General features: G+C 40.1%; 23 protein-coding genes and 2 pseudogenes. 18 read left to right on the forward strand and 7 right to left on the reverse strand.

The genetic code is table 11. The features are described 5' to 3' along the window. Positions 1-141 precede the first annotated feature (141 nt). The 6 genes and pseudogenes from ACE04G_RS17970 to ACE04G_RS17995 all read left to right on the forward strand — a co-directional run. Positions 142-273: pseudogene (locus tag ACE04G_RS17970) on the forward strand (hypothetical protein); the annotation flags it as partial. Next, positions 254-628 (forward strand): DUF2750 domain-containing protein, encoded by a 375-nt coding sequence (locus ACE04G_RS17975; protein WP_339176830.1) that lies wholly within the window; start codon positions 254-256, stop codon positions 626-628. The pseudogene ACE04G_RS17970 and the gene ACE04G_RS17975, both read left to right, overlap by 20 nt. A 192-nt stretch (positions 629-820) precedes the next feature. After that, positions 821-1,255: an Imm26 family immunity protein gene (locus ACE04G_RS17980; RefSeq protein ID WP_449004681.1), complete on the forward strand. Its 435-nt coding sequence runs from the start codon at positions 821-823 to the stop codon at positions 1,253-1,255. Between the two features lie 331 nt (positions 1,256-1,586). Then, entirely contained in the window at positions 1,587-1,793 is a 207-nt protein-coding gene (locus tag ACE04G_RS17985; protein ID WP_076215179.1) for a helix-turn-helix transcriptional regulator, read from the forward strand. After that, entirely contained in the window at positions 1,794-2,234 is a 441-nt protein-coding gene (locus ACE04G_RS17990) for a hypothetical protein (protein ID WP_221821439.1), read from the forward strand. It abuts the gene before it with no gap. A 379-nt stretch (positions 2,235-2,613) separates the two neighbouring features. After that, positions 2,614-3,384, forward strand: coding sequence for an AAA family ATPase (locus tag ACE04G_RS17995; RefSeq protein ID WP_449004680.1), 771 nt, complete (start codon positions 2,614-2,616; stop codon positions 3,382-3,384). Between the two features lie 554 nt (positions 3,385-3,938). Here ACE04G_RS17995 and ACE04G_RS18000 read toward each other — a convergent pair. Beyond that, a complete protein-coding gene (locus ACE04G_RS18000; protein ID WP_339176834.1) occupies positions 3,939-4,847 on the reverse strand; it encodes an EamA family transporter in 909 nt (302 codons plus the stop codon). A gap of 593 nt (positions 4,848-5,440) precedes the next feature. On the opposite strand from ACE04G_RS18000, the gene ACE04G_RS18005 reads away from it, so the two are divergent. After that, complete coding sequence (locus tag ACE04G_RS18005; RefSeq protein WP_486094570.1) at positions 5,441-5,656, forward strand: PTS sugar transporter subunit IIB; 216 nt, start codon at positions 5,441-5,443, stop codon at positions 5,654-5,656. Next, the gene (locus ACE04G_RS18010; RefSeq protein ID WP_449004678.1) at positions 5,554-7,002 is read left to right on the forward strand and encodes a 6-phospho-beta-glucosidase; all 1,449 of its coding nucleotides are present in this window, start codon (positions 5,554-5,556) and stop codon (positions 7,000-7,002) included. The genes ACE04G_RS18005 and ACE04G_RS18010 overlap by 103 nt, the downstream gene beginning before the upstream one ends. A gap of 188 nt (positions 7,003-7,190) precedes the next feature. Here the strand turns inward: ACE04G_RS18010 and ACE04G_RS18015 are convergent, their stop codons facing one another. Beyond that, complete coding sequence (locus ACE04G_RS18015) at positions 7,191-7,949, reverse strand: MBL fold metallo-hydrolase (RefSeq protein ID WP_449004677.1); 759 nt, start codon at positions 7,947-7,949, stop codon at positions 7,191-7,193. A gap of 333 nt (positions 7,950-8,282) precedes the next feature. On the opposite strand from ACE04G_RS18015, the gene ACE04G_RS18020 reads away from it, so the two are divergent. Beyond that, positions 8,283-9,290: an LLM class flavin-dependent oxidoreductase gene (locus ACE04G_RS18020; RefSeq protein WP_449004676.1), complete on the forward strand. Its 1,008-nt coding sequence runs from the start codon at positions 8,283-8,285 to the stop codon at positions 9,288-9,290. Positions 9,291-9,412: 122 nt separating this feature from the next. Here ACE04G_RS18020 and ACE04G_RS18025 read toward each other — a convergent pair whose 3' ends face one another. After that, positions 9,413-9,832, reverse strand: a complete 420-nt coding sequence (locus ACE04G_RS18025; protein ID WP_339176838.1) for an Lrp/AsnC family transcriptional regulator — start codon at positions 9,830-9,832, stop codon at positions 9,413-9,415. 141 nt (positions 9,833-9,973) lie between these two features. On the opposite strand from ACE04G_RS18025, the gene ACE04G_RS18030 reads away from it, so the two are divergent. Further along, the gene (locus ACE04G_RS18030) at positions 9,974-11,167 is read left to right on the forward strand and encodes an MFS transporter (protein ID WP_449004675.1); all 1,194 of its coding nucleotides are present in this window, start codon (positions 9,974-9,976) and stop codon (positions 11,165-11,167) included. Between the two features lie 198 nt (positions 11,168-11,365). On the opposite strand, the gene ACE04G_RS18035 is transcribed toward ACE04G_RS18030, so the two are convergent. Beyond that, positions 11,366-11,875 carry a substrate-binding domain-containing protein gene (locus ACE04G_RS18035; RefSeq protein ID WP_449004674.1) on the reverse strand — a complete coding sequence of 170 codons (510 nt, stop codon included), beginning with the start codon at positions 11,873-11,875 and terminating at the stop codon, positions 11,366-11,368. 18 nt (positions 11,876-11,893) lie between these two features. Between ACE04G_RS18035 and ACE04G_RS18040 the strand changes: the two are divergent. Next, positions 11,894-12,106: pseudogene (locus ACE04G_RS18040) on the forward strand (MFS transporter); the annotation flags it as partial. Between the two features lie 174 nt (positions 12,107-12,280). Here the strand turns inward: ACE04G_RS18040 and ACE04G_RS18045 are convergent. Further along, positions 12,281-13,165 (reverse strand): SDR family oxidoreductase, encoded by an 885-nt coding sequence (locus tag ACE04G_RS18045; protein ID WP_449004673.1) that lies wholly within the window; start codon positions 13,163-13,165, stop codon positions 12,281-12,283. A gap of 144 nt (positions 13,166-13,309) precedes the next feature. Between ACE04G_RS18045 and ACE04G_RS18050 the strand changes: the two genes are divergently transcribed. Next, positions 13,310-13,633, forward strand: a complete 324-nt coding sequence (locus tag ACE04G_RS18050) for a winged helix-turn-helix transcriptional regulator (RefSeq protein ID WP_339176858.1) — start codon at positions 13,310-13,312, stop codon at positions 13,631-13,633. Between the two features lie 1,106 nt (positions 13,634-14,739). Here the strand turns inward: ACE04G_RS18050 and ACE04G_RS18055 are convergent. Beyond that, positions 14,740-15,591, reverse strand: coding sequence for an aldo/keto reductase (locus ACE04G_RS18055; RefSeq protein WP_145321661.1), 852 nt, complete (start codon positions 15,589-15,591; stop codon positions 14,740-14,742). Between the two features lie 173 nt (positions 15,592-15,764). Here ACE04G_RS18055 and ACE04G_RS18060 point away from each other — a divergent pair, with 173 nt between their 5' ends. The 4 genes from ACE04G_RS18060 to ACE04G_RS18075 all read left to right on the forward strand — a co-directional run bounded on the left by ACE04G_RS18060 (position 15,765) and on the right by ACE04G_RS18075 (position 20,309). Further along, positions 15,765-16,214: a MerR family transcriptional regulator gene (locus tag ACE04G_RS18060; protein WP_449004672.1), complete on the forward strand. Its 450-nt coding sequence runs from the start codon at positions 15,765-15,767 to the stop codon at positions 16,212-16,214. A 131-nt stretch (positions 16,215-16,345) separates the two neighbouring features. Further along, entirely contained in the window at positions 16,346-16,858 is a 513-nt protein-coding gene (locus tag ACE04G_RS18065; protein WP_449004671.1) for an AAA family ATPase, read from the forward strand. Positions 16,859-17,955: 1,097 nt separating this feature from the next. Next, positions 17,956-19,377, forward strand: coding sequence for a stalk domain-containing protein (locus tag ACE04G_RS18070; RefSeq protein WP_449004670.1), 1,422 nt, complete (start codon positions 17,956-17,958; stop codon positions 19,375-19,377). A gap of 146 nt (positions 19,378-19,523) precedes the next feature. Then, entirely contained in the window at positions 19,524-20,309 is a 786-nt protein-coding gene (locus ACE04G_RS18075; RefSeq protein ID WP_449004669.1) for a copper amine oxidase N-terminal domain-containing protein, read from the forward strand. A 142-nt stretch (positions 20,310-20,451) separates the two neighbouring features. Here ACE04G_RS18075 and ACE04G_RS18080 read toward each other — a convergent pair whose 3' ends face one another. Beyond that, positions 20,452-21,408 carry an IS30 family transposase gene (locus tag ACE04G_RS18080; protein WP_076210700.1) on the reverse strand — a complete coding sequence of 319 codons (957 nt, stop codon included), beginning with the start codon at positions 21,406-21,408 and terminating at the stop codon, positions 20,452-20,454. A gap of 156 nt (positions 21,409-21,564) precedes the next feature. Here ACE04G_RS18080 and ACE04G_RS18085 point away from each other — a divergent pair, with 156 nt between their 5' ends. Together ACE04G_RS18085 and ACE04G_RS18090 are read left to right on the forward strand one after the other, a co-directional pair. Next, the gene (locus ACE04G_RS18085; protein WP_486094563.1) at positions 21,565-22,230 is read left to right on the forward strand and encodes a hypothetical protein; all 666 of its coding nucleotides are present in this window, start codon (positions 21,565-21,567) and stop codon (positions 22,228-22,230) included. A gap of 1,125 nt (positions 22,231-23,355) precedes the next feature. After that, on the forward strand, positions 23,356-24,282 hold the full coding sequence (locus tag ACE04G_RS18090; protein ID WP_449004667.1) for an AraC family transcriptional regulator: 927 nt from the start codon (positions 23,356-23,358) through the stop codon (positions 24,280-24,282). Positions 24,283-24,360 lie beyond the last annotated feature (78 nt).

Genomic DNA, 24,360 nt, shown 5'->3' on the forward strand with positions numbered 1-24,360 from the left:
TTTCTACCTGGGAATCGGTCGTGTAAATTTAGACTCGATAATTCAGTTCTTCGGCTGCAACTCTTGTCGAAGGACAAGAACATAGGTAAGTACTTAGTTACCTGAATAACCAGAAAATGATTCCTATCACGTGGTTTCGAGGCAGGGAAGGGTTACGGTTACGAGCACAGTATTTTAAATATTACAAAAACCCATAAGACGAAACATAGATACGATAATAATGGAAAAATAAGATACATCATTAGGAGGAAATATGAATCAGAAAGAATTTGACTCAGTCATCAATCTCCCTTCAAATATTCGTTATGAATATTTCATCAAAAAAGTAGTAGATTCAGAAGAAGTGTGGGGGCTTTATGAGAATGGTTGGTCAGTTACTGAAGATGATGAAGGTAATAAATTACTTCCATTTTGGCCTAAGAAAGAATTCGCGGAACATTGTGCAACTGATGGTTGGGAAATTTACTCAAGTAAAAGTATGGATTTGTACGAGTTCATAGACGATTTTCTACCCAATTTAAAAAAAGAGGGTTTAAAACCTTCAATATTCTTAAATAATGCTGATTCTGCTGTATTAGAAGTCGATATACTAATTGAGGATTTAAAGACAGAACTTGAAAAATACTAACAGGATTGATAATCGCTATTCCCAGTGAGAAAAATGCTATACGTGAAAGAGAACAGCAAATGATCATAAAAAATGGCGGGGCGGCGCCAAATCTCAAAATGGTACTTCAGGGAATGCGATCAATGGCATTTCTCCGAAAAATAAGAAGTACAGTAAGTTAATCAAATCCGCAACGAAGGAGTTTGGAAAACCGTGAAAAATACGAAACGTAAACGAATAAAATTGGGTGATATCTACGCTATCCCTTTGCCTAACGGTAAGTTTGCCTTTGGGAGAAGGCTTAAAGATGCCAGCATTGCAATCTATAATCTTATAAGTGACTCTATAGAAGAGATACCTCAAGAAGAAGAATACCAATTTATCGTGGGTGTATATGATGATGTACTGAAATCAGGCGATTGGCCGGTCATTGAGAATCGTCCATTCCCGGATGAAGAAGAGGCTTGGCCCCCACCTGCCTGTATCATTGATAAGATATCAGGAGAATATTTGATTTATCATATGGGAGAGATTAGACCTTCTAATAGCGAAGAAAGCGAAGGATTAGAGATTGCGGCTGTTTGGGAAGCCCATCATATTGTTGATAGAATAATGGGAGATGATAAGTGGCACCGTTACCCGAATTAATAGTGTAAGAGTATACCATCTAAGGTTCCAGAGATCAGGTGTAGCGGTTTGAACCGCTTATTCACTTTCCAATACAAACATTAAGTCACGGCCTACATCCGTTTCTATAGGGGTAACACCAAGCGCTTCAACCATTTGCTCTGTTAAAGTGAACTCTTCTGGCATCTTATATAAACAAAATCAACCAAGCCAAGCCCTCCTTTTACAAAGAGGTGCTTGGCTTGGCTTGGTTTGCATTCAGAGGCAAATAACAATGCAAAGTTAACTTGACACATAATGCAAAGTGAACTATGCTAAAAATGCAAAGTAAACATTGCAAGGACGTGATCACTTGAAGACAAAAATTGCAGAACTGCGTAAGCAGCATAAGCTGTCACAGGAAGAGCTGGGACGAATTGTTGGTGTTACCCGGCAAACCATCACCTCTCTTGAAAGGGGAAAGTATACGGCTTCCCTTATTCTTGCTTACAAAATTGCCAATTTTTTTGGACTCGCCATTGAAGATGTTTTTGATTTCAGCGAAGTGGAGGAAATGTAAATGGACAAGTACAAGATTAAAGTAAAAACTCGTAAAAACGTACTGTCACTAGTAGCCGCTGCTACCCTATTGATCTATGTAGGACTTATATTTTACCGAGGTGGACTACCCGATTTACCTAGTTTTATTAAGGGATTTCACACAGGCGCTTTTATCGGGGTTGAAGTGGCCGTCGCTTTTTTCCTCGTCAGGTATATAAAAGCCAGTATTAATGAAGCCGAGCTGAAGAAGCAGTATATTGAGGAGAATGACGAGCGGAGTGTAATGATACTCCAGAGAGCCGGCACACTCAGCACAGCAATCATTCTCATTAGTCTGGGCGTTGCCTCCGTGATCGCCGGTTTCTTTAATCCCTTGATATTCTACACCTTACTAACTTGCTTATTATTTGTTTTAATCGTATTTTTTGCACTGTGGATGTATTATGCGAGAGCAATTTAACGTTTAGATCAAAGCAATGGAGAGAGGTGAATGTTTACGAGTGTAGTTGTACTTGGTGCATATCGAGCGTTCCGTAATCGTGAGGTATTTTCGTGATTTGAAACACTATGAGGGAACATCATGTATTACACAATTAGGTCCGTAGATTCTGCGGACTTCTTTTCATATGAATAAGAATGGCAGTGTCCCGACCTAAGACAAGAACTTAGTACCGTTGTTGAAATGGTTAAGAACATGGTACCGATGTCGATTAGAACACGGGCAGATCAGTTTCGGTATGTGGTATTATTTGTTTGATATAGTAAACTAAAGGGTGAGACTAACATGAGTCAGTGTTTCCCAGCAAAGGTAAGCATAACGATCAAAGGCTTAAAAGGGAGTGAACTATATTAATATACAGCATCCCTATTTACGACAAATTCAGCTTAAGCGGCAAAAAGTACCCACCTATAATCGTTACCCCTTTGATTTGGCGGTTATTCGAAACCTAAACACTCTTGATTTCCACCCCAAAGTAACCTACATCGTAGGTGAAAATGGGATGGGCAAATCAACACTGATGGAGTCCATTGCTGTCGCATGGGGATTTAACCCGGAGGGTGGGACAGTCAACTTCTCCTTTTCAACCCAGGCTACTCACTCGAGCTTATATGAATATATACAATTGATCAGAGGTCCGCGACGCCCGAGGGATGGCTTCTTCTTCCGGGCAGAGAGTTATTATAATTTAGCCACGACGATCGATAAGTTGGATAGCCAACCTTCATTTGCTCGCCCTATTATAGAATCGTACGGTGGCAAGTCCTTGCATGAGCAATCCCACGGAGAGTCGTTCTTTTCCACTTTCATTCATCGGTTCGGGGAGAATGGATTATATATACTGGATGAGCCTGAGGCTGCACTGTCTCCCCTTCGCCAAATGGCGATGTTGACACGAATCCATGAACTTGTTTTGCAAAACTCTCAATTTATAATTGCGACCCATTCCCCAATCCTTATGGCATATCCAGATTCGATTATTTACAATCTAAAGCCAGATGGTATTGAAGTCCAAGTATTGGAAGAAACGGACCATTATATGATTATGAAAGAGTTTGTAAATAACAAGGATCGAATGCTCAGAGAATTATTCGAAGAAGCTCAAGATTAAGCTAACGGGAAACGTTAGCCCAATAAAACCAAGGAGACAGCCGGCCATAGTGCTCGGCTTCTTTTGTTCAAATAACGGTAACGGGCAGGTTAGTTCAATTATGTCGACAGTATCTTTTGGAAATTTACAAAGGCAGAAAAGTCTAGGAATCATGTGGTCATTTAGGTGATGAGTCTGGAAATCAAACTTATGACGATTTGAAAAACTGGAACCCTTTTTGCATCTACAAGTATAAACAAAGTTCTTTTCCTAAATAAGGATTAGGACTTTTTACTGCAACCAATCTAGGACCCTTCTTATGAAGAATGATGTTGCCAGCATCACTGTTTGTCGGTCAAGATTTAATTTTTTCTTCTATTATACTTGTTGTTCACTAGAAGGGAATCAAACAGTTCATCTTCGTTACTAGTGCAACTCGCGCAAATTCCACACAGCGTGTGAATGCTTCAAGTCTTGTTCTGAATCATTATTTCATCAATTCCTTGAGTTTTGGATTTTGATATATGTGTAACGATAGCAGCACTTAAAACTTTCTTCTTCATACATCGCTGAGTCTAAAGAGATGTATATTCCTTCATTGAAGATTGTGTTCTTGAACCTTTTTGTCTTATGCTGCTAAATCCGATACCGCATAAAATAATGATAACTCCAACCCATTGAGACCAACCTACAAATTCCCCCAGTACAAGAGAAGACATAATAACGGCCATGGGTAGTTCAGATGCGGTCATAATTGTACCCATTCCTGAACCGATATGTGGCATACCTATAGAGTACAAAAGTGGAGGTAATACTACGCCAAAAACTCCGAGAACTAATCCATACGGGCTCAATCCTGCCAGCACATCCAGGTTAAATAAGAAGGTTGGAGGGAAGACCACAAAGACAGTAATAACAGCTCCAGTTGAAAGAAGGGCGCTTTTCATTAAGGGCGATGTATCTTTCGCAACAGAACCACTGAGGAAAACAAATAAAGCAAAGGTTGAAGCAGCCAGTAGTCCCCAAATGGTTCCTTGCCATGATAACGAGAGATCTCCTTGAGAAAAAACATTTGCAGCCAGTACGGAACCAAAGAGCAGGACTCCAATCGAGATTAGTTTACCTCGGGTTGGTTTTTTCTTTTGAAGAACCCATTCGTATAATGTCCCAATCCAAACAAACTGAAATAGTAAGACAATAGCTAGAGAAGCATTTAGGGTCTGTAGTGATTGGTAATAAAACATACCTGTCAGTCCAAAGGGAATTCCGGATAATAGAAGTTTTGTAATTTGCCTTAGAGTGAGGCTTTTCTTCTTGACAAAAATTACAAAAAACCAACTTAAAACGGTACCAAAGAAATATTGCGCACCAGTGACTTCTGGCGTAGAAAAACCTGCACTATATGCCAGCTTAACAAATGTGGAAAGTATACCGTAACAACAGCCTCCCAAGAAAACAATAAGTGCGTAATGCCATAATTTCATGAATAATCCTCCTTTTTTGCATACAAAAAAGCCACACAAATGCGCAAAGGCATTCGTGTGGCGAAAATAGAGATCACTCTCTAGAAAAATCCACATCCATCGGGTTTTAGTATTTCGTTCATTTCGGTATCAGTATAAAAGCAAAGGTTTGCTCTTGTCAATAACTTGTGACAGAGAGTATGAGGATAAAAGTTTAAAGTAAGTGAGATTCACAGAAACAGTTGAGTAAGAAGCAATGTACTTATATAGCAATCATGCTCAAAATGCTATGGAATATTTGGACTAAATTTTCTTTCATATATGAAATGTAAGGATGCTCAGTTGAATACCTCTTTATAAGTCAAGTTCTAGTAAAAAAAACTTGCATTTTTTAAAAAAAGTGTTTTATTATTGTCCGCAAAGAGAGCTTGTACATTAACTGGGTTGTGACTGTTCAATCAGGCAATACCATTTCTGGCCAGAAAAGACGTACTATTTGCTAACTTTTCACAAAATTCGAAGCCTGTTGACCAATTTAAAATTACTAAAATAGCCTTGCAGAATTGAGCATCCTTGTGTAAGTAAACAGAACGCTGAACTTCAGCATGGAAATGATGTTTAGAGTCTATCCACTGGGCAGCCATGTTGACAGTGTTGAAAACGTTAACAGCATGGTTCATTGTATAACACGATTGCGCTTTCAATTTAAAGAAGGAGGTAATTGGATATGTTTAATAAAATCACTACATTTCCGGAGGGTTTTCTGTGGGGTGGTGCTACGGCTGCCAATCAAATTGAAGGGGCTTACTTGGCCGATGGTAAGGGACTAACGACCATCGATCTGATGCCGAAGGGACCTAAGCGTAATGAGGTCTCCATGGGTAATTTAAATTCATTTTTACCAGAGGAAGGCGAAATGTATCCTTCACACGAAGCTATCGATTTTTATCATCGTTATAAAGAGGATATCGCTCTTTTTGCAGAAATGGGCTTCAAATCATATCGGATGTCGATTTCCTGGGCTCGCATCTTTCCAAACGGTGACGATGTAACTCCTAATGAAGCTGGATTGCAATTCTATGATGACGTATTTGATGAACTTCTGAAGTATAATATTGAGCCTGTCGTAACCATTTGTCATTTTGATTTACCTGTGAACTTGGTGAAAACGTATGGAGGCTGGAAAAATCGAATCATAATTGATCTATTTGAAAAATACTCCAGAACATTGTTTGGACGCTATAAGACTAAAGTGAAATACTGGATGACATTTAACGAGATTAATATGTTGTTGCATCTGCCTTATACAGGAGCTGGTATTATTTTTGAAGAAGGAGAGAACAAACAACAAGTTATGTATCAAGCAGCGCATCATGAACTGGTTGCAAGTGCTCTGGCAGTTAAGGCTTGTCATGAAATTATGCCTAACGCCATGATCGGTTGTATGTTGGCAGCTGGAAATGTGTATCCGTATAGTAGTAATCCAGAAGATTACTGGGAAGTGATGGAAATGGAACGAGAGTCCTACCTCTTGATTGATGTACAATCTAAAGGGGAGTATCCGGGATATGCAAAACGCTTTTTCATCGAGAATGGAATTCAACTTCAGTTTGAGCCTGGAGATTTGGAAATTTTGAAGAAATATACAGTGGATTACATTGGTTTTAGCTATTATTCGAGTCGTTGTACCAGTGCTGATCCTGAAATATTAAAGAATTACACAGATGGGAATGTATTTGGTTCTGTAATCAATCCTTATTTAGAAACCTCAGAATGGGGGTGGACAATCGATCCGAAGGGTATGAGGATTACTTGTAACCAGTTGCATGAAAGATACAATAAACCATTATTTATCGTAGAGAACGGACTTGGTGCGCAAGATACTCTTTTGGACAATGATACCGTTGAAGATGATTACCGTATTAAATATTTAGATCTTCACTTTGCAGAGATTGCTGAAGCAATAAAAGACGGGGTTGATATTATAGGATATACAAGTTGGGGACCGATCGATCTTGTCAGTAACGGTACCGGCGAGATGAAAAAACGCTATGGATTCATTTATGTCGACAAAAACAATGACGGCTCTGGCACGCTCCGAAGAATCAGAAAGAAAAGTTTTCATTGGTACAAAGAGATTATCGATACTAATGGAGCAAAGTATTTTCATGAATAATTGATGGATCGATATTGGCATTTGCTTTCTATAACCATTAAAACCAATTAATCATTTCCCTCTAACTTTGAAATGTATAATCAAATTGTATAAGAAAATCACCAATATACTCCGCTTCAAAAGCTGGGGTTTATTGGTGATGTCATGAGTTTAAGTGTTTCGCAACTCATCCATGGCTACGGAACCTTTTAAAAAGCGTACGAGTCTCCGTCTTCGGGTACAAACAGGTTATCTGATATACCTCTTTCATCCACAAACTTTTTCAATTCTTCTCTGGATAGTCCCCAGTGGTTTACAGCTTCCATGTGCACAGAAATAACCTTAGCGTTAGGGGCGGCTTTGCAGACCTCATAAATATCATCTTTCCCCATAACAAGTGAGCCCATTTCAATGAATTGATTGTCTCCGCCATTAACAACAATGACATCCGGTTTGTACGTAGTTAGTACTCTATGAATAGCTTCATACCATACTGTATCGCCAGCTACGTACAAAGTTTTCTCACTGGAATGCTTAAAAACAACTCCGCAAACTAATCCAGCCATTTTCAAGATTTCTCCTCTTCCGTGTTCGCCTGGAGTCTTTATCATCCGGATCCCATTGAATTCAGTGTCTTCTTGAAGTACCTCAACATTAGTGAAACCATCTTTTTGCACAAGATCAGCATCTTCTTGATTTTGAACGAACATTTTAATGTCTTTAGGTATGACTTTCTTGGCTACATCATCATAGTGGTCCAAATGAAGGTGAGTAAGAATAACAGCGTCTAGATTATTTAACAGGCTTTCTGTAGGTACCGGAAGATCGACCAATGGATTGCGGTCTTCTCTTATAGAATTAGGAAATGGAGGATATGCTCCTTTTTCAGCTAAAAATGGATCAACTAAAAATTTGTATCCTGCATATTCAATCACAATTGTTGCATTTCGAATTTGTTGTATCTTCATTGTTTTGTAGCTCCCTTTTCTAGATATTTCTTTTATAGTCTACACACTTAATTCAGACGAATACATAAATTAATTCAAGTGTTTTTGATGTTTTAGTTTATTTATGAAAGCATGTTTGACCGTTAGGTATTCTTCTACGGTGACTATGCAAAATCTATTTTTATATAAAACTTTCATCTTTAAAGCAAAAGCGCGAAATTACTTTATTTTCTCTATGTAACAATGGATGAAGAAAGTATACATTTATTTGGTATGCAATCGAGAGGTCTACATTCAACATAAAAGTTTATTATTCCTCACAATTATGCATAAATAGTACTTTGAGGTGAAATCATGAAAAAGTTTGATATATCTGTCTTGTCCGTTGCTCCATTAAGACAAGGCGAAACAATGAAAGAAGGAATAGAATCCGCAGTATCTTTAGCTAAGGCTGCAGATCGAATGGGTTATAAACGTATTTGGTTTGCAGAACACCATAATCACGATGCATATGCAAGTGCAGCTGTCGTCTCAATTGTACAGCACATATTATCAAACACAGAGGAAATTCGTGTGGGTTCAGGTGGGGTTATGTTACCTAATCACTCACCTCTAGTTGTAGCTGAGCAGTTCGGAACACTTGAAACGTTGTATCCGGGTCGAGTAGATTTAGCATTAGGACGTGCACCTGGCACGGATCAAAAAACTGCTGAAGTGATTCGACGTTCCAACCACAATGGTGTATTTTTCTTCGAACGAGAAGTAAAAGAAGTCTTGCAATATGTAGGAAACGAGAGCGTTCAAGGGGAGATACGTGCTTATCCAGGTATTGGAACCAATGTGCCAATTTTTGTATTAGGTTCATCCATAGGTTCAGCTAAAATCGCGGCAAATCTTGGTTTACCTTATGTATTTGGGGCACAGTTTTCACCTCACGATATGAGGGAAGCACTGGATATTTTTCGTGAGAACTTCAAACCATCTGCCGATCTGCAGGAACCATATGTGATGGCTTGTATCTGTGTGATCGCAGCGGATTCGGTGGAGGAGGCTAAACTAATTTCAGCGAGCCATCTGCAAGTATATATTGATATCTATACAAATAATTTAAGTCAGCTTGTTCCGCCAACTGAAAAATTCCTTCAATCTTTATCCCAAGCTGAATTGGACATTATATATCATCGACTAGGGTATACCATTCTGGGCGATGCGGACACTCTTCGGCGAGATTTAATTAAATTTCAGCAGACATATCAAGTAGATGAACTCTTTGTGATATCAAATATATACGAATCTGAGAAGGAAATTCATTCTTATGAGATTTTAAAAAGCGTTGTTGATGAATTATCCGATCAGAAGTGACTTAAAGAAAGTTAGTTCCGTCTTCTATGAAATGAAAATAATTCCAGGAAAGAAGCGGGTCTTAATGAGTCTCGCTTTTTTCTGGAATTATGACACAAACTTAATATTTAATCATCAAAGCTTCAAATATCCATTTTATTAATAACAGTGGAGAGTTTGTAATTGGCATGTTTATTTAAATCAACTAGAAAATCATTTAAGTATTCATTGGACGGAAACCTGCACTCCAACATATAACATCCCTCACCACTAATCCTATAGTTATTTATTATATAGTTCATTTGTGTCTTTATAAAAGAGAGATAAAATTGATGGTTTGTTTCTTTTGTGAATATTGTAATAAATGCATGTATATAGCAGTTCAATTTAGCTTGATTAACTTTAATGGTATATCCCTCAATGACTCCATTGTCTTCTAATTTTGCTACCCTGGACGCAGTAGCTTGTCCAGTCATATGAATTTTAGTGCCAAGTTCTTTCATCGTAACTCGACTGTTATTGGATAATTCATCTAATATTCGACGATCAGTATTATCTAACATTTGAATTCCTTCCTTTAATGAATTGAGGATCAGATATCTTTAATTTCATTCTATCCCCTATGCAACAAGTATAGTCTGATTCATTACAATACACCACGCACAAATATGTAAGATACTTATAAATAATCAAGGAGAATCATCATGAGCCAGTTAAATACAAGACTGTGGACAAGAGAGTTCATTTCTCTTTCAGCTATAAATTTCTTTATAACTTTAATTTTCTTTTTATTAAATTCGACAATTACGTTGTATGCGATTAATGAGTTTAATGCAACATCCAGCCAAGCAGGGATTATTGCAGGTGTTTTCATTATCGGATCATTAATAGGTCGGTTATTAACAGGGCGACTGGTAAAATCAAAAAAAATATTGATAACTGGACTGCTTATGTTTATTTTAACAACATTACTTTACCTCATTCATTACAATATTTCTTTTCTCATTTTAAGTCGATTGATAAATGGATTCACGGTAGGGATGGCACAGACTGTTGTAGGCACAGTTGTCGTTATGACTCTTCCAGCATCTCGAAAGGGTGAAGGGATTAGTTATTTTGCAATTAGTACGGCATTAGCGACTGGTTTAGGTCCATTTATCGGTATGTATATGAGTCAGAATGCAAGCTTCGATATGATTTATTATTTATGTTTCTTGTTGGGACTTATTAATTTTGTGATTGCAATTTTCATAAAAATCCCTTTGCCTAATAACACTGAAGCGAAAAAAGAAAAGGGTATAAAACTTTCTGACTTTATAGAACTGAAAGTGTTACCCATAGCAATCATTGCATTTCTGATGAGTTTTTGTTTTTCTGGTATAATCTCGTATTTAAATGTCTATGCTTTGGAATTGAACTTAGTAGATTCGGCAAGTTTTTTCTTTATGGTGTATACCGTTTTTGTCCTGATATCGAGACCATTTACTGGACGGGTCGTGGACAAAAAAGGAGCAAACGTAATCATGTATCCCGCTTTTGTCCTTTTCGGGGCAGGTTTACTCCTTTTAGGATCGGTTACCAGTGGCGTTACTTTGTTGGTGGCAGCAGGACTGGTCGCTCTAGGTTTTGGTAACATTTCTTCTATATCTCAAGCGGTATCTATTAGTTTAGCCGAACCCCACCGAGTTGGTTTAGCAACTGCCACTTTCTTTATATTCATAGATTTAGGGAACGGATTTGGACCATCTGTTATCGGTATGATCATTCCATATACAGGATATGATGGTTTGTACGTATTTCTTGGCCTTCTTGTTTTGACAACTCTTGTTTTTTATTATTTCTTATATGGTAGAAGAGAAAGTGCACATCGAAAACAACTTTCTACAACAGAACGATAACAGGTAGATATGCAATAAGAGGATTTAATTTGGCCGTTTCCCATGCTGTATTAAGGGACGGTCGTTTAGTCTCTTTGGAAACGCTTCTGACAATTGAGAATATACCGAGCGCAGAACATCATTCCCAAAATATCCAATATTTCGATATCCTTGTCGACCAGAGTCGACCTAGTGCTGATAGCTCTTTCTTGAAATCACCTACGTTGTATGTCTTTCAATTAAAGTATATTCCAGAGGAATCAAGGTTTTGTCAGCTGAATGAAGCATGTTCTGTAGAATTAAAAATGCATTCTCTGCCTGCTGATCCACAGGATAGTGAATCGTTGTCAGATCCATTAATTTTGCCAGCTCGGTGTTATCAAATCCGATGATCCCAACGTCCCCTGGAATCGAAAATTTAGACCTCCTTAGTTCAGTAATAAATCCGGCTGCAACCTCATCATTAGCACAAAAAACAGCATCGGGTCTGTTTGTTTGTGCAATCCACCATCTTGCAAGTTCTTCTCCGTCTCGCACATAAATCTTATCCTGAAAATTCGGGAAGTCCACCGTCAATTTATATTTGGCAATAAAGTCAGCGTGTGCTCTCATACGCTCTTTTGTGTTAAGTCCGTTAGATATGGGATATACACTAAGGATCTTTCTGTATCCTTTGAGGTATAAGTGTTCGAGTCCAATCCCATATGCTTCGTATTGATCCATAAACACAGAGGGGATATTACCTTCTTATTTAAAACTGCTGGTAAACAGCAAGGTTTTGTAGCAGGTATGAACTCTACTTACACGAGCTTGGGGAATTTTTTTGGCCCAGCATTGGGTGGTATTCTATTTGACATTAATATTCACTACCCTTACCTTTTTGCAGGAATAGTTCTGATCATTGGTTTAGGACTTACAGTATTATGGAAAGGAAAATCTAATCAAGCCTCACTACGATAAGAAGTGTTTTTAAGGGGAGAAACGCCAAGTGGAAGAGACGTGAAATATAGCCTTGAGACAACATAAAGTAGGGTGGCTGATAAAATAATCTCTCAGGGAATGTACTGCAGCACATTCCCTGAGAGATTAAAGTGTTATTGAAACGAATTCTGAGCGATGTTACTGAAAGTATTCTTAAGAACCAAAAATTGTTTTTATATGCGGTTGTTGCAACCAATCCTTCAGCGAGGTCAATTGGATATCAGGGACAACCACACGATCTTTCACGTCATAATAGTTCAGGTAATCAATATTAGCTCCGATCCAACGATAGAAGCCTCCAATACCAGCTGCTTGGTCCGCCCCCATTACTGGTGTGAGCGCTGCTTCAAAATCATCATAGTTCAAGAAATTGAATTTTATATCTTGTCCCAACGCTTGTGTAAAACGCTCACCGAGTTCTGCACCAGTAAGTGCTTCCGAACCTGGAGCTAACAGCACTTGACCTGCCAGCTCAGGATGGGTTAACGCATAATAATGATATTGCGCTGCGTCTTCGGAGCTGATCCAAGGGATCGGTTTATCTGCTGGCACAGGGTAAAAGAGCATCCCATTATTGATCAGACCCGGAATCAAGAAGTTCTCCATATAGAGTGTGGGTTTTACCAAAATAGTTGGAATACCGCTTTGTTGTACGTACTCGATCAATTCTCGTTTAACATCCAACGTTTTGGTGTCGGTTGGTTGTTCTGGTAAAAAGCCATTCGAATTCACAACGATCAGTTTCACGTGCGCTTGTCGAGCTGCTTCAACGGCATTCGTAATTTGTTGCTTCATTAATGCTGTGTCATACTCGATTGGCATATTCAAGAAGACTTTATTAACACCATTATTAACTTCATTCAGCGATTCAGGTACAGACAGATCTCCAACAAATGCCTCTATACCTTGTTCTTTTAAAGTCGCTACGTTTTTGTCATGACGTGTAATGGTGCGAACAGCTACCCCTTGGGAAGTTAACAATCTTGCTACGGCTCCACCTTGTACCCCTGACGCTCCATAGACTAATATCGTTTCCATATATACAACAGCTCCTTATAGTTACATTCATTTGTTCAGTATTGAACTAAATGTTATATTTATAATAACTAACTCACAAACTTTATGTAAGTACGCACATTCGGGATATCAGGTATCTCCCGTGATACTTTTGGAGGTAAACTTATGGAGATCGAACCACTGGAAAATTGCAGTCCTTGTCCGGTTGAATTTGCAGTCAATACAATCGGTGGCAAGTGGAAAATTCTAATTTTGTACCATTTATTGAATAAAGATATTATACGGTTTAACGAACTACAAAAATCACTCTCCACGGTGACGCATCGTACACTTACGCGTCAATTGCGTGAGCTTGAAGAAGATGGGCTAGTGAGCCGCGTTGCTTATGCTGAAATGCCTCCTCGTGTCGAATACTCACTAACAGATAAAGGACATAGTCTCACCCCGATTCTATTGCAATTGCAAAACTGGGGTCTACAACATATGTAAGCACCTTGAACACAAGAAAACACCGTTAAAGTCGCTGTAATAGCCAATTTTCCTATTATAAGGAGTCGGTATTATTCATGCTCATATCTGAATTAAACTGATATTTAAAAGATGCCCCCAATGATTGAATACATCATTGGGGGCATCTTTTATTTAAATCATGTATAAAGATAGCTTTTTTACCTCTCGAATAGTTCAGCTGAGGCATTCAGCAATTATAAATCTTAGGATAAGCTTATTTAAAATACTTTGAGAAAGAAGACTTCCTCGTAGATGAAACGATTAGTAGCAGACCAGCCATTCATAGTTAAAGTGTAAACTAGGGATAATAATGCTTTAAGAAAAAAAAGATCTAATAAGGGGACAAAACTGATGAAGGGTCGATTTAAATTTACAGTCTTTATTTTAATAATGCTGGTAATTGTAAGTGGTTGTCAAAATACTTCAAAACAACAAGTTCGACCATGCTAATTTAAGAGGAATTCTTAAAGAAGCTAGTATCCTATGCGTATCTTAACACTCAATCCATTGAAGAGATAAGACAGAATACGATTTTGATGGGAAAAATCACAGGCAATGAGCAGCTTTTTATATTCCAGAATTTTAACTAATGGCCAGAAAAAAAGGTTTCCAAATGTCGAGGGACAAAAACATATTACCGATTAGGCATTAAAACTGAACGGTTCTTTTCCTCGTTAATTCATTAAGCTAACGGGCAGGTTAGTTTAAGGACAAAAGGGAACAGCATACCTCATATAGAATAACCTTATCTCTTAAAGGGAGGAGTATCAAATAACTTTCCACCACAGTTACGATTTAGGATTTGTCGTCATGAATGTAGTAAAAAAATAAACCCAAAGTTGTTAAACTAACGGGAAACGATAGCTCATACAACAAACAAAGCAGCTGACCAACCGGCTGCTTTTATTCAACTAACGGGCAGGATACTTCGGGAGATCTTGGTGCTTCTGAGATTTCGTTACACTACTAGCTGCAGTTTTGCTATTTTTAGAATTTGCAATTCAAGTAAAAAAAGGACAGGGGTGACCTGTCCTTTCTTAATAGATGAGTGTAAAATCCTGATGAGTTTACGGTTCGATCAAGGTTTACAGATCTACTTTCAAGGTGCCCAGCATCTTGGCGAATTTCGGATCGTGGTAGGATAAGAAAAGACTTTCCCGTGTATCGAGGGTGGCAATCTGTTGCATATCGTCTGCGCTCAACTCAAAATCGAAAATGTCGAAGTTTTCGACGATCCGCTCTTTTCTCACCGATTTTGGAATAACAACGACTTCACGCTGAACAAGCCAGCGCAGCACGACCTGAGCGACGGACTGGTTGTGTTTTTCTGCTATCGAGGCCAGCACTTCGTTACCGAACATGTTGCCCTTTCCTTCAGCGAACGGCGCCCACGACTGGTGCTGCACTCCCTGCTCTTTCATAAAAGCGGTACTCTCGATCTGCTGGTAGAACGGATGCGTTTCAACCTGGTTGACTGCAGGTACGATTTCGTTATGCACGATGAGGTCCATCAGACGGTCGGGCAGGAAGTTGCTGACACCGATCGCCTTGATCTTGCCTTCACGGTATAGGTCTTCCATCGCACGCCAAGCGCCATAGTAATCGCCGAATGGCTGGTGTATAAGGTATAGATCGAGATATTCGAGCTGTAACTTCTTCAAGGATTTGGCAAACGCCAGCTTGGCACTCTCGTATCCTGCATCTTGAACCCAGAGCTTGGTCGTGATGAACAGCTCCTCACGCGGTACGCCACTGCGCTTGATCGCTCGTCCGACCGCTTCCTCGTTCAGATAACCGGCGGCGGTGTCGATCAGGCGGTAACCGGCCATCAGCGCTTCATATACCGCGTTCTCGCATTCTTCAGCATCGGGAACCTGGTAGACTCCGAAGCCGATAATCGGCATTTTCACTCCGTTGTTCAATGTTACGTTTTGCATTTTAACTCCTCCTAGTATTTAAATGTATGATAGCAAACGGCGCGTATCCCGGGAATCGGGCACTGCAGCGGTAATTCCACTTACGGCTGAATTGCATTACAATAAGCTTAGAACCTTCGTGCTACACGAAGTCAAGTCGTCTTCACAACTTTATTTTCCAAGGAGGAATTGACATGTATACGGTCAAAAAAGCCGCCCAGATAACGGGACTCACCCAGCACGCCGTGCGTTTTTACACGGATAAAGGCCTGGTGCCTAGCGTACAGCGCAATCAAAATAACATTCGGATGTTCAACGACGAATCAATCAACTGGCTGCATGGCGTGAAATGCCTCAAGCAATCCGGGATGCCGATTGAATTCATTAAAAAGTATATCGATCTCTGTCTCGAAGGGGATTCGACCATTCCGCAACGCTTCGCACTTATGATGGAGCATAAAGAAGCGGCGCTCGTTCAGCTTGAAGAAGCCAAACAGCACGTTGCCCATTTAGAACAAAAAACCGACCTATATCAGGCCATTCTGGAGCACCGCACTCCAGACACGACCAATCCCGGTAACTGGGACAAAATTCAGCATATGCATGCTGACGTATTTTACTCGCCCTCTGTTCGGAAGGCGTGAGACATATTTTGAGCACATCAACCGTTTTGGGGAAAATCTTCGGTTTAAAACTCTTGATTGGCTTGCAATGAACTAGATTCACATCAATCTAGATTGAACTAACGGGAGACTATAGTTTAGAGGGGCTTGGTATGAAAAACATTTTTCTGATTGGCGGTACAATGGGCGAAGGAAAAACAACAACTTGCCAAATTATGAAGGATAAATTGAGCAACAGCGTATTTCTTGATGGGGACTGGTGCTGGGACATGCGTCCATTTCAAGTGACCGAGGAAACCAAAGAGATGGTTATGCAAAATATATGCTTCCTTTTGAATAATTTTATCAAGTGTACCGTTTATGAAAATATTGTCTTTTGCTGGGTAATGCATCAGCAAGCTATTGTTGATGAGATTATTACACGTCTTGATACACAAGGTTGCAAAGTGCATCTCATATCCTTGGTATGCAGTATAGAGGCATTGAAAGAACGGCTGACTAAAGATGTAGATGTCGGAAATCGTACGGAAGATATATTATTAAGAAGCCTAGAGCGCATTCCTCTATACGAACAACTGAATACAACTAAAGTGGATGTCTCGAACATCACCGCCGAGCAAGCAGCAGACTTTATTATTCAGCGGTTCTCAATACCAACTAATTGAATGTGTAGTCTGGTTTCGCATGGAACAAATCTATAAGATAAGAATGCTGAATTGCACTGAACCGGTCTGGAGAACAGGTTGAGAAGTTAGAGTTACCGTTTGAATGTACAATTAAACAAGGTAAGTAGCATAGAAAACGTACTGATTCAATATAAAGAAGAAGCATAGTTTGATGGTATTACAATTGTAAATTATTACTCAGGGTATTCCACTAACGGGAAACGTTAGTTGAGTAATAGCAAGGAGCAGTTTGCCGTTGGTAGCTGCTCCTTTTTTAATTAAGATAACTGGCGGTTAATGGAGCAGTTAGATAGAATAGTTGGTATTAAAAGCTTTGGAAAATGGTTTTAGATCGGAGATGAGGTTGATCTGTGACACTATTTTATTATATTGTGCAAGCCATGAGCTTCCTTATGTTACGAATGTGAACCCTGCCGCTAAGGATCAACTCAATATGCAAATACTACTGGAAAAATACCCAAAGGGCGATAAACTTATGGAGGTCTACAATACGGAAGAGGATGTGTCGAGGGGCATGAACATGGTCCCTTTGAAGTCGCTATTTTAGCGGCTTTTTTATTTTATCGGTACAAGTTCTTGTCCCAAGCCAAGGACAAGAACTTGTACCGATTGCCGGAATGGACAAGAACATAGTCCGATTACCGATGAATATTTAAGTGTGGGCAATGGGTCTCTTTTGAGTGACACACCCCATTTGAAATGAATAAAACAAGCTAGTCAAAAATAGGGTAAATACAATCTGATTTGACGAGAGAGCTGCAAGGAAGGGGACTAATCCATAATATGAGACAAATTTAAACACCTTCAAGAAAATAAAAACATGTTGTAAGAAATGGAAACAATAGCGATTTTTTATTCTGCTTCCGTCAAGGTAGAAGCATTTAGATTTTAGACATTCTCGTTGGTTTCGCTCCATCTAACATTATGTGGTTGAACTGTACCTCGGAAGCTGACTGAACAAGAAGAATGTAATTTCAAAGAACTTTTGGCATAATGGAAAAATTTGGACAGCAACATTTAATCGGTTATAAGCGTAATTACCATTAGACACCAGTAGAAGAGGGGATAGGAACAAAATGAATAAGGTTTTATCAGGGCTATTATTAGTTTTGGTGATTTTGGTCAGCTTACCAGGAAAGGCTTATATGGAGCAGGCTCCCCTGGAAGTAAGTTTTCAGGACGAGCAGTTGGAGCAAGCCATAAAGCAGATTTTAAAAAAAGATGAAAGTGCGGCCATTATGCAAAAAGATATGGAATCATTAACCTTGGTTGATCTTTCAAATCGAGGAATTAAAAGCATTGAAGGCTTGCAATATGCTTCAAATTTGACACATCTGGACCTGTCCAGAAATGAGATTAAAGATATTACGCCACTTAAGCCATTGACTAAGATTCGCGAACTTGATATTAAGAGCAATCAGATCGCTTCAATTCAGGGTTTGTCTGCCATGGCGGATATGGAAATGTTGATCGTAAACCGGAACAAAATTTCGTCAATTGATGTAATCAAGCAGCTTGGGCGACTGCATACATTGGAAGCGAACGATAATCAAATCTCGAACATTACCGCATTATCGTCGGCCACAGAATTAACATGGCTAGAAATGAACGAGAACCTGATTGCAAATATTCAGCCCTTGAGCGGATTAACCAAGCTAAAGAATTTAAAGCTAGCGAGCAACCAAATTTCGGACCTGAGTCCACTAAAGCCGCTATCCAAAAGTTTAATGAGCCTTGATATCGGAAGCAATCAAATCTCGGATCTCAGTGAGCTTGAAGGGATGACACTCATGACATCTCTTTCCGCGGAAAACAATCAAATCAAGAAACTAGATCCACTGAAAAAAATGTCTAACCTGTCATCTTTGAATCTAAACTCTAATTTAGTTTACAATCTTGAGCCTTTGAAGTCCCTAAGCGAACTCCATTATTTATATCTAGCGGATAACCGTGTATGGAATTTGGATCCCATTCGAAATCATACGTTCGATACTCATTATGACACAGGAGCGCTAAGATACGCATTGCAATTAAGCGGTAACTATTTGGATTTAAGAAATACGACCAAAACGTATCAACTTCTCAATAAGCTCGATGGAGAAGGATCCCTCTATTCCCAACTGAAAGCCCAGCGATTAGTAATAGGGAGTAAAACTGCTTACGTTGGAGAGAGTTCCTTTAAGTTAAGCGAAGCTCCGCTTATTGCATCGAGCCGTACTTATGTCCCCATTCGATTTGTATCCGAGCGATTGGGTGCGAAGGTAGGCTGGAACCAAAGCAAACAAGAGGTAACGATCAGCAAAGACAACACGACGATCCGTTGGAAAGTGAATGAGAAGAAAGCAAACGTGAATGGAAAAACCGTATTATTTGATGCAGCTTTACTGTTGAAGAAGAATAGTTCGTTTGTACCCGTACGCTTAGTGTCCGAGTTGCTAGGAACCCCCATAGAATACATGGCGAACCCCAAAACTGTAATCATATTTGAGCAAAAATAGCTTCATTACGTACTGCTTGATCCCTCCGGCATCATTTGCTGGAGGGTTTTGTGTTATAGACTTTAGTGTGAAGCGATCCGATTTACACCATTATCCATTTAGATTAAGCTAGGGCTGCATTATTAGAACCGTGGGAGGAGTCATCTATGAAAAAAACAATACTCGCAATAATACTTTCTTTAGTATGTACCTTACTAATCGGTAATCCAGCGATAAGCTTCGCCGATAATTTTTCGAATACGGTTGACAATGGGAAAATTGAAGATGGACGAATGCTGATTCCATTGCGTGCTGTTTCAGAGAGATTCAATTCAGAAGTAACTTGGAACCAGGCAAAAAAAAGCATTACGATTATTCGTGGCAAACGAGAGCTGTCGCTGCGTGTTAATTCTCGCACAGCTTTATTAAATAACGCCGCTTTCATCCTTGATGTGCCAGCAAAAATCGATAATGGAACAACTTATGTCCCCGCACGTGTTTTTGCTGAAACCTTTGGCGGAACAGCGCTGTGGTCCGAACAAGAACGAAAAGCAACCATTACGATCGGTCTGCAACAGGTCTTTATCCATACAGAGCCGCTCAAGCCATGGAGAATGAATCAAGACAGAATAAACATACTTAATGAAAAGATAAATGAAGCCACCGATCTCTCAGGTTATTCGCAAATTCGAACACATTTCAGACCTTATTTTACGGACTCATTTATAAATAAGATCATACACAGTAATGGCATTAAAAATAATGCTCTACTAACAACAAAGGCTGATATTATCTACAGCAGTACCACGGCGGCTAGAATGCACCAATCATCTTACTTTGAAAGCGGTCCTATCAATCTCGAGCTCGTTGATCGTTTTGTATTCTATAAATTCGTTGATAACCTATGGAAGGTAGACGATGTAAATGTAGGCAGACAAATTATTGAGCCATAATACGGACGAGGGCAAGAGTTTGTAAGAGAATTTAGATATCTTTGGATGATAACTTCATAGGGAGTTTTAGAACAGCCGATCCACATCGATCGGCTGTTATTATTCAGCTAACGGGCAGGATAGTTTAATGAATGACAGATTGTCAAACCAAGTGCGACAGTTCCTCTGTGAAAGATTCGTGAGCGGTTCTCCAGCCCAAGCATTTTCGGGGTCTGTGGTTAATCAGATCCAGTGAGTGGCCGAGATCTTCATCCTCTACTTGAGCGAAGTCGGTGCCCTTGGGATGAAACTCCCGCAGTAGTCCATTCCCATTTTCGTTGGAACCGCGTTGCCAGGAAGAATACGGGTCAGCAAAATAGACGTGAAAGCCATGTGTGTCTTCCAGGTTTGCATAGCAAGCAAATTCCTTGCCTCTGTCAGCCGTGGCTGTAAGGAAGGTGCCTTTAGGGTACTGGGAGATGGCTACACCAAGCGCAATTTCCATGGACAAAGCGGTACGATCCGGCATGAGAATGGCGGTATACAGCCGGGTTTTGCGTTCAATGAGCGTGGCTACGCATCCTTTACTTTTCCCACGACCTGATACGACGGTATCCAGTTCCCAGTGCCCAAACGTTTCTCGGGAACGAACCTCATTGGGGCGATCCGAAATGGATCTGCCGATAGCGAATTTACCGCGAGTTTCTGTGGGTTTCTGACGCTTCCCTTTGTGTCGAAGGACCTGTAACACGCCTCGAACTAGACGTCCGGCATAGAGCCAACGATAGATGGTTTTAAAGGAGACCGACGGCAGACCTTGGATGCGGAAACGTTCTGTGATCTGTTCCGGAGACCACGTTGCCTGCAGTTTTTCCTCCAAGGAAATAGCTAAGACTTCGGACCATTTACCAGGTGAGACAGAAGCCTTACGACGCTCCTCATACGCGCTCTGAGCCTGTTCTGCCTGATAGGCTTGCGATGAAGTAGCACGATTCAATTCACGACAAATCGTCGAAGGATGTCTTCCTAATTCTTTTGCGATGCCTCTTGAACTTTGACCTTGCCGATGGAGGATTTCTAGCTTGCTGCGCTCGATTATGCTAAGATGTCTGTAGCTCATGGTGGATTCTCCTTGTGTGAATGGTTGTTGTGGTGACTTCATTCTACACGAATCCGGCCATGGGCCATTTTTTATTTATTTCCAGCGGGTGTCGCACTTCATATTACAATCTGTCGAATGAAATTAAAAATAAATACTGAAATGGATGAGAAAACGTTGAAGAAAATCCCATTAACAATACTATTGTTCAGCTTAGTGTTAGTCGTTTTGGGTTGCTCTAGTGATAAACAAATCGCCTCAAGTCTTTCTGATGAAAGAATAGCAGAATTTCGCAAACAATACCCACTTTCTCAAGGAAATCCTAGTCTAGCACAAACCGTAGACGTTCCTTTCGATCAAATTCTCGAATTGTCAGATTCAGTAATTATTGCTGAAGTTATTAAGCAAAATCCTAATTTTAAATCTACCTTAACTGCTGAACCAGGGACTCCAGAAGGTGATGCTGCGGAGAAAGACAAAGCCCGAGGTATAGAGCCTTATAAGCCAACATTTGTTTCGTATGAAGTCAAAGTGGAGGAAGTGATCGTGGGAGCAGATGTGGAGGATACCACGAACTTATTTTATAATGCTGATTTCATTGGAATCGAACCAGATTTGAAACCCGGCATGAAGATCGTTGCTTCTGTGAAAAAGGGAACCGCACCTGAACAGCAAGGAAGTTATTCTTTTACGAGGTATGCCACCTATTATGTTGTTGATGAGAATTATGTTTTATCTGCTTATCAAGGGGAAAGTGAAGAGATGAAGAGTTTTACGAAACAAACAGATGGAAAAACACTTAATAATCTGGCAGAGCAGGTTAAGGAACTTTGGACGAATTAGGGAACAGATATCTCGATCTTACTGAGTCTTTGATGTATTAAGTAACGTCTTTCCAAATAGATCGACGAACAAGAACATAGTCCGATTGTCGATGAGATGCATTTTTAATAATAAGTGATGTATTTAAAACCTCAATAGGCAACATTATAAAGGACTTTTTCCAGAGATAGGCGGATATAAAGAACAAAATTCTTTTCGATAAGTTATCAGGAGAATTGGCCGAAATCAAAAAAGAACTGGGATTAAACTAACGGGAAACGACAATTCAATATAACCAAGAAAGCAGCTGACTATTGAGTCCATCTGCTTTTTATTCCGTGCGTCCAAATAATAGTAAATAATAAAAAAATAAGGGTCTTCTCTGATCCAAATAAAGAGCGCCGCAACGCGGCTCTTATGTTTATTGATATCTATGTCCGCCTAATTGGTAGCCCAAACAGGATCTTCTCCTGTGGAGTAAAACACCACATTTCCATCGTCCTGAAAAACCAATGTATCGCCACTTAGGTCTGCTGGTACATTAACTTGGTAGCGGGAGTTAGTCCATTGTTAACTACTCGTTTTTGTAGACCATAGCGACTTCCCTTGTTTATAAAGCACTAGATTGCCATCTGTCTGCATGATCAGGTTAAATCTTCTGTCGTTAGATGTAAGTGATTGGCCTTGTGTGCTATTAAGCATAATGAAGTCCATAGAGTACTTGTGCTGATCGAGACCATTTTTGAGGCTGAAAAGACCAAGAGTGATTCATAGAACTATTTAAAATGCTAATGATTACAATCTCAAGTGGGTTTAGACAGAGGGCCTCATAGTTCTCATTTTGTTTTCAGTTTCCGAAAGCATAGCATTGAAGTGATTTGAATAATACTTAAAGGAAACAGTCGTTTACCACAGTGATGGCTCCAGCTTTCCACTGAAGCTTTAATTGAATGAGATCAAGTGGTACGAAATTCAAGCATCGTTTCTGGGAATCCCGGAATGGTGCCGTATTACGCTGTAGTGGTTCTCCGGCACCGAATTTTATCTTTTTCTTAGTGGAGAAAATATACAAAAAGGCAGACTGACTTCTGGTTTGCCTTTTTGCTGTGCAAACGTATAATGAGAGCTTGAAGGGGGAAGAGGGCTATGACTATCGAATCGAGTTTTCGCCGGGCCAATCACATATGCAACCGTTATATTACGAAAGTGGAACAGGCGGGGCTTTCAGTGTCCATTTTATATTGGGGATTCATGCCCGACCATTTCGACAATGCCCTTCACCGTCATTCCTTCTTCGAGGCCTGTTATGTGGTAGACGGGGAAGGAAGCTACTTTGAACAAAATCGGCAGTATGCTTTAAATAAAGGTACAGCGTTTCTATCTCTTCCAGGCGAATGGCATCAAATCCGCAGCCAGACAGGTCTGACGCTTTGTTACGTTGCTTTTGAGCTGGATGAAGCCCCCACAGATGCTTATTATGCCGAATCCTTCCGACGTCTTGCCGAGCTTGGACAGAACGTAGTCCCGCAAGCAGACATTACGCCGACCGGCCATTTATGGCAGGCTCTTATTGCTTCTTTTGACTTGCCGGGGGCAACGCTTTCTCTTGCTGTGAAGCAAATCTCGGCTTCTCTGCTGTTATCCATAGCGGATTTGCACGCTCCTGCACGAGCAGATTCGGCCGACACAGCGGAACAACCAGCGGAAACCAATACATTATTCCGCCAGGCTAAACGGTATATAGATGATAATATGAACAATGAGCTTACGCTTGTGACGGTGTCAAAGCATCTTCACATTTCGTCCCGCCACCTAACCCGGCTGTTTCAGGAAAACCTGGGGCAATCCTTCGTTCACTATATCCAGGAACGGCGTGTGCAACATGCCGCCTGGATCCTGTTAAATGAACAGACTCCAATCAAAGATATTGCCATCCAGTGCGGGTTCCAGTCCGTGCACTATTTTACCCGGATTTTCACACGCGAGCTTGGCGTTTCCCCGGCCAAATTCCGCCGCATTCAGTTTGCCGAAGGCCGTTCCGGCCAATTGCACTACCCTCCTAAGATGTCCTGATTGTACAAAAACAGAGCTTGATCGTTCAAAGACAGCCCCTCCAACTCCCTATACAATAATGACATAAATCGATAGAGA

It is taken from the genome of Paenibacillus sp. AGC31 (assembly GCF_057334655.1).